Here is a 16,141-nt window from a genome sequence, read left to right on the forward strand (position 1 = left end):
TGGTCGAATCGAAAACCATGCAGCGAACAGGATCGACAGGATGGAGGAGGGGAGCAAGATTGGCGTCGACACGTCGATGGTCACGCTGCGAGCGTTCAACCAATGCGTACTGCACTTGGGACGTCTGGCACGGGAATGTGGCGCCGCCGAATTCATCGCCGATGGCCTGCAGGCATTTCGGCACTTGGTGCCTTTCGCATCGGCATGGTGGGGCGAGATGTCCACCTCGGTGGCCAGCGCACCTCCGCAGAGCTGGATGCACGGGCGCATCGACCTGCCCGATTCCTTCGCTGGCGATTGGCAAAAAAGCGCCGGTAGCGACAAGTTTTCCCACGACACCTTGAGCCACCCCGGCGCAGTCATCCGTGACAGTGGCTTCACCGATCCCAATGCTGAGGTGGATGCGTTCGCCCGGCGCCATGACCTCTATCACCCGATGTGCATCACCTTTGAGTTGCCGGAAAGCGGCCTGATGTTTTTCGTCTGTCTTTATCGGGGAGCCGAGGCCCCGGGTTTCAACGACATTGAGGCCGAGTTGTTTTCGGCATTCTGCGAGCACCTGTTGCAGCTGTGGCGGTTTCAGGTGCAGGACATGATCCGCGTCGACACCGGCAACGGCGCCAGCGACTTCGGCGTCGCGCGCCAGGACGGGGGCCTGCTCTACATCGGCGCCGGGTTGTGCACCATGATCCAGCGGGAACTGCCTGGCTGGAACGGTTCGACACTGCCCGCCGAAGTCATTGCGCAGTTACCCAAAGCGCCTTGCGTCATGCGCCTGGGGCGCTCTGCGCTGACCCTGACCCCCAACGCGGAACACGTCATCCTGTCGCTGGAAACCCAGCCACGCGGGGCGGTGCTGGCGCCTCGCGAACGGACCGTGGCGATGCTGTTTGCCGCCGGTCATTCCTACAAAGAAATCGCCAGAATTCTCTCCCTGAGCCCGGCGACGGTGCGCACCTACTTGCGCAACTGCTACCTGCAACTGGGTGTGAAGAGCAAGGTGGAGCTCGGCTCGGTGCTGCGTTCGCCAAATTCACCGGAGATCGTGCGCCGGGAGTGAGCGCCATGGTGCAAATAACCACCTGACCCTCCTCATTTGAAGAGGTCCATCCGACTGCCGCGCTCTATAGGGTATGCCCTGCATATCAAGGGCTTGCGCGGCAGTCTGTTCGGGCCACTTCAAAACTATAAAAACAGGGGTGAGGCAATTGAAATTGTCCAGGCTATTTATCGCCGTTGCCGGTGCAACGGCCGTTTCCTGCGTGGCGCTGGTGGGGTGCCAGACCCAGGGTTCGACAAGCGCTGACGTGGTCATGCGCAACGGCTACGTGTACACCGTCGACGGCAAGAATTCGGTGCAGCAGGCGGTGGCGGTCAAGGACGGCAGGATTGTCTATGTCGGCAGCGACGAGGGGGCCGCTTCCTACATCGGCACCCAGACCCAGCAGATCGACCTGGCCGGGCGCATGCTGATGCCGGGCTTGATCGATGCGCACATGCACCCGGGGGACGGCGGCCGGGCCATGACCCTGTGTGACCTGAAATACCAGACCATGACCCGCAAAGTCTTCCAGGAAACCATCCAGGCCTGTCTGGATGCCGAAAAGGACAAGGGGCCCGACGTCTGGCTCGAGGTCGGCAGTTGGGACCGCATGGGCATGGACGGCCTCGATGGCGACCCGGACAAATCGACCCTCGATGCACTGAAGACCCAGCGTCCGATCCAGGTGCGTTCCACCGATTTCCATACCGTGCTGGTCAACTCCCGTGGCCTCGCGGTGGCGGGCATCGACAAGCACACGGCCAACCCCGGCGATGGCAAATACGTGCGCGACAGTACCGGCAACCCGACCGGCATCTGCGAGGACGGCGCGGCCGATGCCATGGCCGCCGTGGTACCGCCCGCCACCGAGGCCGAGAAGTTGATTCAGAGCCGCGCCGCGCTCGATGCCATGCGCCAGCAAGGTATCACCAGTTTCTTCGATGCCCTGTCCGGGCCGGAGAACGCCAAGGCGTTCACCACGCTGGAGCAATCGGGCGAGTTGACCGCTCGGGCCTTGCTGGCCATCAAGCTCGATCCGGCCGCCGCGGCGGCCGACCCGGACAAGACCATTGCCGAAGCCAAGAGCCTGGCCAGCCTGTATGACCAGGGCGAGGCCAAAGTCACACCGGGTGTGAACATGCGCCACGTCAAATTGTTCATGGACGGCATCATCAATGCGCCGGCCGACACTGGCGCCATGTTGACGCCCTACCTGCACAACGCCGGCACGGAAAAGGCACCGAAATGGACGCCTGGCAAGAATCGCGGCGAATTGTATTTCCCGCCGCAAGTGCTGGACCCGCTGCTATTGAAAGCGGTGCAGGCCGGTTTCGATCCACACCTGCATGCCACCGGTGACCGCGCGGTGCGTGACTCGCTCAACGCCATCGAATACGTGCGCAAGCAATTGCCCGGCAATGCCTTCCGCCCGACCATCACCCACGCCGAATCGGTGGACCCCGCGGACTACGGGCGCTTCAAGGCCCTGGACGTGACCGCCAACATGTCTTTCCAGTGGGCACAGCAAGCGCCGTCCACGGTCGATGGCACCAGCGATCACCTCGGTGTCGAGCGCTTCGCGCGCATGGAACCGTCGGGCAGCATCGCCCGCGCCGGTGGCCGCGTGGCCTATGGCAGCGATTGGCCGGTCGATCCGCTCGATGAATTCCTGGCATTGAAGATCGGCGTCACCCGCTCGGGCGATCCGCAGAACCCGCACAGTTATGGCCCCGACTATGCGGGCAGACTCAACGCCGAGCCGGCACTGTCCCGTGCCGACGTACTGCGCACCATCACCCTGAATGCCGCCGAGCAACTGAAACTGGATGCCGTGGTCGGTTCGCTGGAGGCGGGCAAATTCGCGGACTTGATCGTTCTCGACAAAAACTTCATGCAGGTTCCGGAGGACGCGTTGGGGCGCAACAAGGTGCTGCTGACGATGGTCGGCGGCAAGATCGTGTGGGCCAAGGCACCGTTCGTGGGGCAGGTGGCCGTTAACGAACAACAGCCTGTCCGTTAAACACAAATCCCCGTGGGAGCGAGCCTGCTCGCGATGGCGTTGAGTCAGGCGACGGTGATGTTGGATGTGACGATGCCTTCGCTGGCAAGCCAGCTCCTGCAAGAGGTGGGGATGCATGCGCAATCGGTGAGCAACCGAGAAACCTGTGGGAGCTGGCTTGCCAGCGAAGGCGTCTGCACATTTGACATTTGTGCAGGCTGACCCGGCGATGTCGCGAGCAAGCCCGCTCCGTGACGCATGAATGCTTTCTATCTTTCAAAGAGAACAATAACAATGACCAAGACCTGCGACAGCCCACAACGAAGTCCCCTGATCGAGACGCGCTCGATCGATTTCATTCCCGAGGCCGAGCGCCACGGCAGTCTCTACAGCCAGTTCACCCTGTGGCTTGGCGCCAACCTGCAGATCACCGCGATCGTCACCGGGGCGCTGGCCGTGGTGTTGGGTGGCGATGTGTTCTGGTCACTGATCGGCTTGCTGATTGGCCAGGTGCTTGGCGGTGCCGTGGTGGCGCTGCATGCGGCGCAAGGGCCGAAGCTAGGGCTGCCGCAGATGATCTCCAGCCGCGTGCAGTTCGGGGTATACGGCGCGGCGATCCCGATTGTCCTGGTGTGCCTGATGTACCTCGGATTCAGCGCCACTGGCGCGGTACTGTCGGGACAGGCGATAGCCCAGTTGATCAATGTCAGCGACAGCGCCGGCATCTTGATTTTCGCCGCCTGCATCGCCTTTCTGACGATCTTCGGTTATCGGGTGATTCACCTGGTCGGGCGCGTGGCCAGCGTCCTGGGCATCATCGCGTTCGTCTATCTGTTCACCCGCTTGATGACCCTCAACGACATCGGCCTGCTGCTGGACAACCGGCACTTCGGCTGGGGCACGTTCCTGCTGGCGGTGTCGCTGTCCGCCTCCTGGCAAATCGCCTTCGGCCCTTACGTCGCTGACTACTCGCGCTACCTGCCGAGCAATACCGCGTCCTGGAAAACCTTCACGGCGGTTGGCCTGGGCACCGTGCTCGGCGCCCAGGCGTCGATGGTGCTGGGGGTATTTGCCGCCGCGTTGGCCGGGGCGAATTTTCGTGGCCATGAAGTGGCGACCATCGTCGGCTTGGGCAGTACAGGGGTGATGGCTTCCTTGCTGTACCTGAGCGTGGTCTTCGGCAAGGTCACGGTGTCGACCCTCAACGCCTATGGCAGCTTCATGTGCGTGGCCACCATCATCAGTGGCTTTCGCAGCCGTCTGGAAATCAGCGCCGGCCAGCGCATGCTGTTTGTACTGCTGATTGTCGCGGCATCCACCACCCTCGCGCTGCTGGGGCAGTACTCGTTCCTCAACAGCTTCAAGTATTTCATCCTGTTCCTGCTGACATTCTTCACGCCCTGGAGCGCGATCAACCTGGTGGATTACTACTTCATCAACAAGGAGCGCTATGACATCCCGGCCTTGTCCGATCCGTCGGGGCGTTACGGCCGCTGGAACCTGCGCGGCATCGGCGTGTATGTGGTTGGCGTGCTGATCCAGCTGCCTTTCGTCGATACCCACTTCTATTCCGGGCCGATGGTTGCGCAGCTGGGTGGCGTGGATATTTCCTGGATCGTAGGGCTGGCAGTGCCGGGAATTCTCTATTACTGGCTGGCCAGGGACTCGGCTCGGGCGCTTTCGCCCGAGCAGCGTTCAAACGCCTGAACCGGTTCCCGCTTCAGCGTCCGGGGAGGTTCAAGCCGACGCGCAATTGCTCGTATTGCTCCTCGGGCATTTGAATCAGCAGGGGCGCCTGGCTTGGGTCGAGCCAACTGAACAGCCGAGAGATATCGGCTTGATCCATGGCAGTGCAGCCCTGCGTCGGCGAGGCAGGGCTGCGCCAGATGTGGAAGAAAATGCACGAACCCGCTGCCGGGGCCGCCGGTGTGTTGTGTTCAATGACGATGCCTTTTCGGTACAGCTCATCCATGCTGCGCATGTGTTCGGAGCTGGTCCAGTCTTTCGTTGTCGTCGCGCCGTCGACGAGCTGGTTGTAGCGTTGGGAGTGGCTGTCATCCACGCATTCAATGGTGGAGGTCAGCGCGACGTAAGGCAGCCGGGTTTCAGCCGTCGTGTCGTAGCCAAACGCGGTCCCCAGTTTGAATATCCCGGCCGGCGCTTTTCCATCGCCTTCCTGTTTGATGGGCCCGTCGCGCTGATCAACGGGGCCGAGGCCCTTGCCCCAGGCCAACCCGTTTTTGCCCAGCACCACATCAAACGCTGCCTGGTATTTGCGAAAGCGGTTGCCCTGTCGTTCATATCGCTGCGCGGTCGCGTGGGTGTCGGTCCATTTTTGGCTGGTGACCACAATCAGTTGATTGCTGGTCTTGAGAACGTCCCCCAGCGCAAGCGGCGTAATGGGGAAATCCATGACGTCTTTCAGCGTCGCATCGCCGCTGTAGGTGAAATGCCACCACTCGGCCGAGTAGCCGCTGAAGCCTTCTTTCTCCATGGCGCGGGTGAGTCGCTGGCGATTCGCCCTGGCCGCAGCGCTGATCTGCGTTGAGTCGGTGTGCGCGCGTTCATCGAAGCAGTCGAAACCGGTGCCCATGTCCACGGCGCCGTCGTGCCAGCGCTGGTCGTACGGTGCCGTGCAATCGACGGCAGTGGCGGTGGGCGTCCAGGTGTCGGCGGGCAGGGCGTCCGGGCCGGTCATGGTCAGATCGACGGTGCTGCCTCGGGAGTGATTGGACACCCGGGCCACATAGCCCAGGCGCCAGAAGTCCTGCTTGTCCACCCGTGGGTAGAACTCGGTCTTGCGCGGGTCGCCCGGCTCGGTGGCGAAGCGCCCCATGTCGGCGACCGCGCGGCTGGGTCGATAGCAGTCGAAAACCTTCAAGCCGTAGCCTTGCGCCTGCAAGGCCGCTTGCACCCGGGACAGGGCCTTGGCCGCATTCACCGACAGCAGACACTCGGGCGCCGCATAACCGTCGAGCGGGTGCCCGGTGAAGTTGTGGGCGCTGGCGTAGCGGATGTCCTGCGCGATGCCCGGATCGATCGTGCGCAAGTACACCATGTGTTCGGGCCTGGTTTTGACCGCCTCGTCGGCACCGACGATGCAGGGCAGGGTGAGGCTCAGTGACAGGAGCAATGTTCGAACGGCAAAGGGCATCGGGCCGGGCCTCCGGAATGCATGGCAAGTCAGCCCATCATGGCGTGAATCCCGCCGCACCTCCATGCAGTTGTTGATCGGCATGATAGGACGAACGCACCAGCGGCCCGGAGGCGACGTTCTTGAAGCCCATCCGCGCGCCTTCCTCGGCGAACCAGGCAAACACGTCCGGGTGGACGAAACGCTGCACCGGCAGGTGGCTGCGCGAGGGCTGCAGGTACTGGCCGAGGGTGAGCATGTCGATATCGTGTTCACGCATGCGCTGCATGACCTCGATGACTTCCGCGTCGGTTTCGCCCAGGCCCAGCATCAGCCCGGACTTGGTCGGGACGTGCGGCACCCGATACTTGAAGTTTTGCAGCAGGTCCAGCGACCACTCGAAATCCGAACCCGGCCGCGCGGCTTTGTACAGACGCGGAACGGTCTCCAGGTTGTGGTTGAAAACATCGGGCGGCTCGCTGGCGGTGATCGCCAGGGCCACGTCCATGCGCCCGCGATAATCCGGCACCAGGGTTTCCAGTTGTATGCCCGGCGACCGTTTGCGGATGTCCCGCAGGCAATCGACAAAGTGCTGGGCGCCACCGTCGCGCAGGTCATCGCGGTCCACCGAGGTGATCACCACGTACTTGAGGCGCAACTCGGCGATGGCCACGGCGAGGTTGGTCGGTTCATCGACGTCCAGCGGTTTCGGCCGACCGTGGCCCACGTCGCAGAACGGACAGCGGCGGGTGCAGATGTCACCCATGATCATGAAGGTCGCGGTGCCGCCGGAAAAACACTCGCCCAGGTTCGGGCACGAGGCTTCCTCACAGACACTGTGCAGCTTGTGTTTGCGCAGCAATTGCTTGATGCGTTCGACCTCGGGAGAGATCGGCATGCGTACGCGGATCCAGTCCGGTTTACGCGGGAATTCATCGGTAGGGATGATCTTCACCGGAATCCGCGCGACCTTTTCCGCGCCGCGTAACTTGGTACCGACTTCCACCTTGGCCGGGCTTTTGCCGGGCGATTCCACGGGTGTGTTCATATATTTTTCCAAGGTCTGTCAGACAAGAACCGGACCTGTAGGAGCGAGCCTGCTCGCGATGGTCGCTAACGATAACGCGGGCTTGCTGACGAAAACGCATCAGCTTTACGTCCATCGCGAGCAGGCTCGCTCCTACAGGGTTTTGTGTCGGGCGATCAGTCGCGATACACCGGGAAATCGCTGCACATCGCCGCCGCCTGCCGCGCCACCTGGGCCTCGACATCGGCATCGCCGAGGTGGTCGAGGATGTCGCAGATCCAGCCCGCCAGCTCGATGCTCTGGGCTTCCTTGAAACCACGGCTGGTGATGGCCGGGGTGCCAATGCGCAGGCCGGACGTCACGAACGGCGATTGCGGATCGTTGGGCACGGCGTTCTTGTTCACGGTGATGCCGGCGCGGCCGAGGGCGGCGCCGGCGTCTTTGCCGGTCAGGCCCTGGCGGATCAGGCTGACCAGGAACAGGTGGTTGTCGGTCCCGCCGGACACCACGTCGTAACCGCGCTCGATAAACACTTTCGCCATGGCCTGGGCGTTGCGGATCACTTGTGCCTGATAAGTTTTGAAGGCGGGCTCCAGCGCTTCCTTGAAACACACGGCCTTGGCGGCGATCACGTGCATCAACGGGCCGCCCTGACCGCCGGGGAACACGGCGGCGTTGAGTTTTTTCTCCAGTTCCGCGTTGGCCCTGGCCAGAATCAGCCCGCCACGGGGGCCGCGCAGGGTCTTGTGGGTGGTGGTCGTCACCACGTCTGCAAACGGGATCGGGTTCGGATACAGACCGGTGGCCACCAGCCCGGCGACGTGGGCCATGTCGACGAACAGGTAGGCACCCACCTTGTCGGCGATCTCACGGAAACGCGGGAAGTCCAGGGTCTTGGAGTAAGCCGAGAACCCGGCAATGATCATCTTCGGCTGGTGCTCGACGGCCAGACGCTCGACTTCGTCGTAATCGATCAGGCCGGTGGCGGTGTCGATGCCGTACTGCACGGCGTTGTACAGCTTGCCGGAAAAACTGACCTTGGCGCCGTGGGTCAGGTGCCCGCCGTGGGCCAGGCTCATGCCCAGCACGGTGTCGCCCGGTTGCAGCAAGGCCAGATAAACCGCCGCGTTGGCCTGGCTGCCGGAGTGTGGCTGGACGTTGGCGTAATCGGCGCCAAAGAGTTGTTTGGCGCGATCGATTGCCAGTTGTTCGACCACGTCCACGTGCTCGCAGCCGCCGTAGTAACGCTTGCCCGGATAACCTTCGGCGTACTTGTTGGTCAGGCCGCTGCCTTGCGCTTCCATCACCCGCTGGCTGGTGTAGTTTTCCGAGGCGATCAATTCAATGTGGTGTTCCTGCCGAGCGTCTTCGGCGTTCATCGCCGCCAGCAGTTCGTCGTCGTAGCCTTTGATCTGGTCGTGTTTGCTGAACATGGTGAAGTCCTCTGGTTGTTCTTGAATAGGGGGCACTGCTCTTCTGTAGGAGCGAGCCTGCTCGCGATGATCGTTAACGATGACACAGGGAACCAGATGCCCAGCGGCGCTCTGGAGTCCATCGCGAGCAGGCTCGCTCCTACAGGGTTATGTTTTGTGGTCAGGCGTACTCGGCAATCGACGGGCAGGCGCAGATCAGGTTGCGGTCGCCAAAGACGTTGTCGACTCGGCCTACGGGCGGCCAGTACTTGGCGTCGATCAAGGTGTCCAGTGGATAAACCGCCTGCTCCCGGCTATACGGATGCGACCACTCGCCCACCAGCTCCGCCGCAGTGTGCGGGGCGTTTTTCAGCGGGTTGTCGTCTTTGTCCAGGGTGCCGTTTTCCACCGCGCGGATTTCTTCGCGGATGCGGATCATGGCGTCGCAGAAGCGGTCCAGTTCTTCTTTGGATTCGCTTTCGGTTGGCTCGATCATCAGCGTGCCGGCCACCGGGAACGACATGGTCGGGGCGTGGAAGCCGAAGTCGATCAGGCGCTTGGCCACGTCGTCGACGCTGATGCCGCTGCTGTCTTTCAGCGGACGCAGGTCGAGGATGCACTCGTGGGCCACCAGGCCGTTGCTGCCGGTGTAGAGCACCGGGTAGTGCTCTTCGAGGCGACGGGAGATGTAGTTGGCGTTGAGGATCGCCAGCTGCGAGGCGCGCTTGAGGCCGGCGCCGCCCATCATGCGGATGTACATCCAGGTGATCGGCAGGATGCTCGCGCTGCCGAATGGCGCGGCGCACACCGCGCCTTGCTTGCGGTCCATCTGCGCGTGACCTGGCAGGAACGGCGCCAGGTGCGATTTCACGCCGATCGGGCCGACGCCCGGGCCGCCACCGCCGTGGGGAATGCAGAAGGTCTTGTGCAGGTTCAGGTGCGAGACGTCGCCGCCGAACTTGCCCGGTGCGCAGAGGCCGACCATGGCGTTCATGTTGGCGCCGTCGATGTACACCTGGCCGCCGTTGTCATGAATGATGCCGCAGATTTCGCGGATGCCTTCCTCGAACACGCCGTGGGTCGACGGGTAGGTGATCATCAGCGCGGCGAGGTGTTCGCGGTGCTCGATGGCCTTGGCGCGCAGGTCTTCGATGTCGACGTTGCCACGGGCATCGCAGGCGGTGACCACCACGCGCATGCCGGCCATGTTGGCGGTGGCCGGGTTGGTGCCGTGGGCCGACGACGGGATCAGGCAGATGTCGCGGCGGTCTTCGCCACGGCTCTGGTGGTAGGCACGAATGGCCAGCAGGCCAGCGTACTCGCCTTGGGAACCGGCGTTCGGCTGCAGGGAGATCGAGTCGTAACCGGTGGCGGCGCAGAGCATCGCTTCCAGTTCATCGGTCAGTTGCTGGTAGCCGGCGCTTTGCTCGGCTGGGGCGAACGGGTGAAGCGCGCCGAACTCGGCCCAGGTCACCGGGATCATTTCGCTGGCGGCGTTGAGTTTCATGGTGCACGAGCCCAGCGGGATCATGGTGCGATCGAGCGCCAGGTCTTTGTCCGCCAGTTTGCGCAGGTAGCGCATCAGCTCGGTTTCCGAGTGATAGCGGTTGAACACCGGGTGGCTGAGGATCGGCGACTGACGCACCAGCGCGGCCGGGATCGTCGCTTGAGTGGCGGCGGCGAGGGCGGCGAAGTCCGGCAGGGTTTTGCCGTTGGACAGCAAGGCCCACAGGGTTTCGACGTCGGCCTGGGTGCTGGTTTCGTCGAGGGACAGGCCCAGACGCTCGGCGTCGACCACGCGCAGGTTGATCTGCCGGGCGTGCGCCTGGTCGTGCAGTTTCGCGGTGTCGGCGCCGGTCTTGATCGTCAGCGTGTCGAAGAAGTGTTCCTGCTCAACGTTCAGGCCCAAAGCGCTCAAGCCCTTGGCCAGAATCGCGGTCAGGTGATGCACGCGGTTGGCGATCTGCGTCAGGCCTTTCGGGCCGTGGTAGACGGCGTACATGCTGGCGATGTTGGCCAGCAGCACCTGCGCGGTGCAGATGTTGGACGTGGCCTTCTCGCGACGGATGTGTTGCTCGCGGGTCTGCATCGCCAGACGCAAGGCCGGCTTGCCGAAACGGTCCACCGAGACACCGACCAGGCGGCCCGGCATGTCGCGCTTGAACGCATCCTTGGTGGAGAAGTACGCCGCGTGCGGGCCACCGAAGCCCAGCGGCACGCCGAAGCGTTGGGCGCTGCCGATGGCCACGTCGGCGCCGAATTCGCCCGGCGGGGTCAGCAGGGTCAGGGCCAGCAGGTCGGCGGCCACGGCCACCAGGGCATTGGCGGCGTGGAAACGCTCGGTCAATGCGCGGTAGTCGAACACATCACCGTTGCTCGCCGGGTACTGCAGCAGGGCGCCGAAGAACGGCGTCACGTCGCTCAGTTCGCGCTCGTCACCGACCACCACCTCGATGCCCAGCGGCTCGGCACGGGTGCGCAGCACGTCGAGGGTCTGCGGGTGGCAATGCACGGAGGCGAAGAACTGGTGGCTGCCCTTGTTCTTGCTCAGGCGCTTGCAGAAAGTCATGGCTTCGGCGGCGGCGGTGGCTTCGTCGAGCAGCGAGGCGTTGGCGATCGGCAGGCCGGTGAGGTCGCTGATCAGGGTCTGGAAGTTCAGCAGCGCTTCGAGGCGACCCTGGGAAATTTCCGGCTGGTACGGGGTGTAGGCGGTGTACCAGGCCGGGTTTTCCAGCAGGTTGCGCAGGATCGGCGACGGCGTGTGCGTGCCGTAGTAACCCTGGCCGATGTAGGTCTTGAACAGCTGGTTCTTGGCCGCGATGCCTTTGATCAGCGCCAGGGCGTCGGCTTCGCTCAGGCCGTCTTCCAGGCCGAGCACGCTGGTGCCCTTGATGCTGTCGGGAATCACGCTGGCGCTCAGGGCTTCGAGGGAATCGAAGCCGAGGCTGTTGAGCATCGCTTGCTCGTCACCGGCGCGCGGGCCGATATGGCGGGCGATGAATTCGTTACGGGTGTCGAGGAGGGTGGTCATACGGAATCCTCACGCGTCGGTCTGGTCTTGGATCAGGCGTTCGTAAGCGGCTTGATCGAGCAAGCGGGCGATCGCCGAAGCGTCAGCAGGCTGGAAGCGGAAGAACCAGCCTTCGCCCAGCGGATCTTCGTTGACCAGCTCAGGGTTGGCGTCGAGCGCCGAATTCACTTCCACCACCTCACCGTCCAGCGGCATGCCGATGCTGCTGGCGGCCTTCACCGACTCCAGCACCGACACTTCGGTGCCGGCGTCGAAGCCGCCCAGTTCGGGCACCTGTACAAACACCACATCCCCCAGCGCCTGTTGGGCAAAAGCGGTAATGCCAACGGTGACCGTGCCGTCAGCTTCGGTGCGCAGCCATTCGTGGTCGACGGTAAAACGCAATTCGCTCATGTCTACTCCTCATTGTTCTGGCTCATTCGCTGCAGGTGGCGAATGACGATGGGCAGGCTCGTTTGGGTGGCGAGCGTGGCTGAAGGAGTCATAGCAAGGGCGGTGCCAGAATTGATTAATTGTTATAAATCAATGGCTTGAGATGGTTTTTGGCAGTTTTGCGGAGGTCTCGCGTATTGAAATCAATACAGGCAGGCAAGGAACAGGGGGCGAAGTCCGGGCGAGACGGGTCGAGCTCGTTCTGTCTTGATTTCGATACGCCGTATCGATTTGTATACATTGTTGAATGGCACTCGAACCCTGTGGGCGCGGGCTTGTCGGGTCGCCGCATCGCAGCGATTGCGGTGTGTCAGGTAACGAAAATGGTGACTGACACGGCCTCATCGTGGGCAAGCCCGCTTCCCACAGGGATTTTCAGTGTTGCTGAAACCGGCGGTCAGGCCTTGTTGGGAATCCCGTACTTGCGCAAGCGAATGGCGATGGCGCTGTGGGAAGTCTGCAAGCGTGCTGCGAGCAATCGGCTGGACGGATAGCTGCGATACAGCTGCTCCAGCAGGTTCTTTTCAAAACCTTCGACAGCCTCTTCCAGGCTACCCACTTCGCCATCGTTCTGGCGTTCCACTGCCGTGCGCGCAATGTCGAGGTCGTCGAGGTCGACCAACGGGTTTTCGCAAATCGCCGCCGCGCGGAAGATCACGTTTTGCAGTTGCCGCACATTGCCCGGCCAGCGGTTGCCGAGCAGGGCGGGAAAGGTGCTGGGTGCCAGGCGGCAGACCGGTCGCTGGATCTGTGCGCACGCTTGCTGCATGAAGTGCTGGGCCATCAGCAGGATGTCATGGCCGCGCTCGCGCAGCGGCGGCACTTGCAGGTTGAGCACGTTGAGACGGTAAAACAGGTCTTCGCGAAAGTGACCTTCGCTGACCATTTTTTCCAGGTTGCGGTGGGTGGCGCTGAGGATCCGCACGTTGACCTTGACCTCGCGATCGCCGCCCACGCGACGGAAGCAACCATCGCTCAAAAAGCGCAACAACTTGGCCTGCAGGTACGGCGACATTTCCCCCACTTCGTCGAGGAACACCGTGCCCTGGTCGGCCAGTTCCAGCAGCCCGAGTTTGCCGCCCCGCTGGGCGCCGGTGAAGGCGCCGGGGGCGTAGCCGAACAGCTCGCTTTCGGCCAGGCTTTCCGGCAGTGCCGCGCAATTGAGCGCCAGGAAAGGCTTGTCGCATCGGCCGCTGATGGCGTGGCAGGCGCGGGCCACCAGTTCCTTGCCGGTGCCGGTTTCGCCCTGGATCAACAGCGGCGCATCCAGGGCCGCCACCCGCTGGGCCCGTGCCTTCAGTGCACGGATCGGCGGTGACTCGCCCAGCAGCGCATCGAAGCCTTCGGCGTGATCGTGATGCAGCGCCGAGAGGCGTTCGCCGATGCGGTTCGGTTGATAGAGGGTGAGCAGGGCGCCGGCATCGGTGATCGGCATGGCGTCGAGCAGCAAGGTGTGGCCGCCGAGGCTGACTTCGCGCATGGGCAGGCGGAAGCCCTGGGCGATCAGCGTCGGTTGCAAGTCGGGATCATCGAACAGCGCGACCAGCGCTTCACCGGCCGGCTCGCGGCCGCACAGGGCGATCAGCGCCGGGTTGGCCAGCAGCACATGACCACGTTCATCCACCGCCAGCACCGGGTCGGAACTGGCGGCGAGCAAGGCATCCAGTTGCAGGCGCCGGCGTTGCCCCGGAAGGATGTCGACCAAGGTCACCGCTTGCACGCCACGCACGCCGAAGAGGGCTTCGCGCAATTCCTCCAGGACCTCGGCGCCGAGGGTCGGGGCATCGATATAGACGTTCGGCGGCACCATCTCCACGGCGTCGAGGTTGAAGCTGCGTCCGCCCAGCAGGGCCAGGACTTCCTGGGTGATGCCGACGCGGTCGATGAAGGTGACGTGGATGCGCATAGGTGGCCTTGAGCGGTGATGAAGCGAAACGTTGCGTCGATGAGTATGGCGGGCGCTGTTTGAATTTGGCGAGCCGTCAATGCTTCTCGGGTGCAGGCGCTTTGCGGGAACAGGCCGCCAGGTCTTCGAGAAACGCCTGCAAAATCGGCGGTGGCGCCGTGCCTCGGCGAGTGATCACGTCGAACGGCGACATCAGCTGCAAGCTGCCGGGCGCCAGTTGGTGCATCTCGCCGGTCTTGATCCACTGCGCGGCGAAATGCGCTGGCAGAAAGCCCAGGTAGGCGCCGGAGATGATCAGAATCGCCAGGGCTTCGATGTTGTCCACGGTCGCCGCCGCCTTGCTGACGCCCAGGTGTTCCAGGTCGTATTGCTGCATGTAGCCGCGCACGACAATGCGGCTCGCGGCGATCTCTTCGAGCAATTCCTCACCTTCGGCCTGGTTGCCGAACAGCGGATGCCGCCGCCCGCAATACAGCCCCAGCGCTTCCTGGTACAGCGGCGAATGCAGCAACCCCGGCACGTGGATCGGGAAGTGCCCGATGGCCAGGTGCAGGCGCCCGTCGAGCACGCGTTCTTCCAGTTCGGCGGGGGTGCCGACGTACACGTTGAGGTGCACATCGTGCCCACGGGAGACGAAGCGCTGGGTGGTGCGCGGGATCGGCGAGTCGGGGTCGGTGATGGTGGTGTCGATGATCCCCAGGTTGAGCTTGCCGCTGATGTGCTGCTTGAGCACGTCGGCGTCCATGCAGAAATTTTCCACCGCCGAGAGCAGGCGCTGGGTGGCTTCGTGGATCGCCACGCCTTGCTCGGTCAGGCGAAAGCCGCTGCGCCCGCGCTGGCAGAGCTTGACCCCGAGCCGGGTTTCCAGATGGGTCATCTGTTCGCTGATGGTCGACTGGCCGGCGTTCAGCGCCGCCTGCGCGGCCGAGAAGCCGCCGCAGCGGACAATGGTGGCAAACACCCTGAGCAGTTTCAGGTCGACATCATGCAGTTGAATCACTTGGACCTCCCGCGTGTGGATGCATCGGTAATGCCGATATGAGTATCTGATGTTTAGCATTTTTTCCACGAAAAGCTGCGCCCATAGTCTTTCCAACGGCGGTCGCCTTGCAGTCCGCCAGGCCGAAAACAAGAAGTGGAGAGGCTAGACATGTCGAACAATGGTTATGAATCCGGTCGCCTGAACCTGCCATTCGTGGGTCATTGCACCTTTGGCAAATCCCCGGTGTGCACCGACTGGGATGCCCTGGATGCCGACGTCGCGGTGCTCGGCGTGCCCAATGACATGGGTACCCAGTGGCGCTCCGGCGCACGCTTCGGACCACGCGGGATTCGTGAAGCATCGACGCTGTTCTCCTTCGGTCATGCCGGCGCCTACGACCACGAAGACGACGTGATGTACCTGACCGCCGCCGACGTGCGCATGGTCGACGTGGGGGATGCCGACATCGTCCACACCGATATGGAAACCAGCAACAAGAACACCGAATACGCGGTACGCAAGATTCTCGATGCCGGTGTGATGCCGGTGGTGCTCGGTGGCGACCACTCGGTGCACGCCCCGGTGATCAAGGCCTTCGAAGGCCGTGGTCCGATCCACATCATCCACTTCGATGCGCACCTGGATTTCGTCGACGAGCGCCACGGCGTGCGCTACGGCCATGGCAACCCGCTGCGCCGCGCCTCGGAAATGAACCACATCGTCGGCATGACCCAGATGGGCATCCGCAATGTGTCCTCGTCCAACCGCGACGACTACGAAGCGGCCCACGAAGCCGGCTCGAAAATCCTTTCGGTACGCGATGTGCGCCGCCTGGGCGTCGAAGGCGTGCTGGCGCTGATCCCGCAGAACATCAACTACTACATCACCATCGACATCGACGGTTTCGACCCGTCCATCGCTCCTGGCACCGGCACCCCGAGCCACGGCGGCTTCCTCTACTACGAAGTGCTGGAAATCATCCAGGCCCTGGCCAAGCGCAGCCAAGGCAACATCGTCGGCATGGACCTGGTGGAAGTGGCGCCGGTGTACGACCCGACCGGCATGACCTCGATCCTCGCCGCGCAACTGCTGCTCAACAGCATCGGTTTCATCTTCCACGAGCGGGGCAAGGTGCGTGCGGCCCAGAGCGAAGCCACTCCAGCCTGATATCGAAACC

The 16,141-nt window shown here is 63.1% G+C and carries 11 protein-coding genes; 4 read left to right on the plus strand and 7 right to left on the minus strand.

The window, feature by feature from the left end; genetic code table 11:
- Positions 1-40 precede the first annotated feature (40 nt).
- The 3 genes from GQ39_RS04730 (at position 41) to GQ39_RS04740 (ending at position 4,748) form a co-directional block, all read left to right on the plus strand.
- Complete coding sequence (locus GQ39_RS04730) at positions 41-1,060, plus strand: helix-turn-helix transcriptional regulator (RefSeq protein ID WP_047527742.1); 1,020 nt, start codon at positions 41-43, stop codon at positions 1,058-1,060.
- 148 nt (positions 1,061-1,208) lie between these two features.
- Positions 1,209-3,062: an amidohydrolase gene (locus GQ39_RS04735; RefSeq protein ID WP_047527744.1), complete on the plus strand. Its 1,854-nt coding sequence runs from the start codon at positions 1,209-1,211 to the stop codon at positions 3,060-3,062.
- Between the two features lie 273 nt (positions 3,063-3,335).
- On the plus strand, positions 3,336-4,748 hold the full coding sequence (locus GQ39_RS04740) for a purine-cytosine permease family protein (RefSeq protein WP_047527746.1): 1,413 nt from the start codon (positions 3,336-3,338) through the stop codon (positions 4,746-4,748).
- 13 nt (positions 4,749-4,761) lie between these two features.
- On the opposite strand, the gene GQ39_RS04745 is transcribed toward GQ39_RS04740, so the two are convergent.
- From GQ39_RS04745 to GQ39_RS04775, 7 genes are all read right to left on the minus strand, one after another.
- Positions 4,762-6,195: a M15 family metallopeptidase gene (locus tag GQ39_RS04745; RefSeq protein WP_047527748.1), complete on the minus strand. Its 1,434-nt coding sequence runs from the start codon at positions 6,193-6,195 to the stop codon at positions 4,762-4,764.
- Positions 6,196-6,232: 37 nt separating this feature from the next.
- Positions 6,233-7,222: a lipoyl synthase gene (gene lipA, locus GQ39_RS04750; protein WP_047527750.1), complete on the minus strand. Its 990-nt coding sequence runs from the start codon at positions 7,220-7,222 to the stop codon at positions 6,233-6,235.
- 155 nt (positions 7,223-7,377) lie between these two features.
- Positions 7,378-8,634 (minus strand): serine hydroxymethyltransferase, encoded by a 1,257-nt coding sequence (gene glyA / locus GQ39_RS04755; RefSeq protein WP_047527752.1) that lies wholly within the window; start codon positions 8,632-8,634, stop codon positions 7,378-7,380.
- A 160-nt stretch (positions 8,635-8,794) separates the two neighbouring features.
- Positions 8,795-11,644 (minus strand): aminomethyl-transferring glycine dehydrogenase, encoded by a 2,850-nt coding sequence (gcvP, locus tag GQ39_RS04760; RefSeq protein ID WP_047527754.1) that lies wholly within the window; start codon positions 11,642-11,644, stop codon positions 8,795-8,797.
- 9 nt (positions 11,645-11,653) lie between these two features.
- On the minus strand, positions 11,654-12,037 hold the full coding sequence (gene gcvH, locus GQ39_RS04765; RefSeq protein WP_047527756.1) for a glycine cleavage system protein GcvH: 384 nt from the start codon (positions 12,035-12,037) through the stop codon (positions 11,654-11,656).
- Positions 12,038-12,473: 436 nt separating this feature from the next.
- Complete coding sequence (locus GQ39_RS04770; protein WP_047527758.1) at positions 12,474-13,982, minus strand: sigma-54-dependent transcriptional regulator; 1,509 nt, start codon at positions 13,980-13,982, stop codon at positions 12,474-12,476.
- Positions 13,983-14,058: 76 nt separating this feature from the next.
- Positions 14,059-14,982, minus strand: a complete 924-nt coding sequence (locus tag GQ39_RS04775) for a LysR family transcriptional regulator (protein WP_047527760.1) — start codon at positions 14,980-14,982, stop codon at positions 14,059-14,061.
- A 150-nt stretch (positions 14,983-15,132) separates the two neighbouring features.
- On the opposite strand from GQ39_RS04775, the gene speB reads away from it, so the two are divergent.
- A complete protein-coding gene (gene speB / locus GQ39_RS04780; RefSeq protein WP_047527761.1) occupies positions 15,133-16,131 on the plus strand; it encodes an agmatinase in 999 nt (332 codons plus the stop codon).
- Positions 16,132-16,141: the final 10 nt, after the last annotated feature.

It is taken from the genome of Pseudomonas sp. 11/12A (assembly GCF_000800055.1).
In the GTDB taxonomy this organism is placed as follows: Bacteria; Pseudomonadota; Gammaproteobacteria; order Pseudomonadales; family Pseudomonadaceae; genus Aquipseudomonas; species Aquipseudomonas mohnii.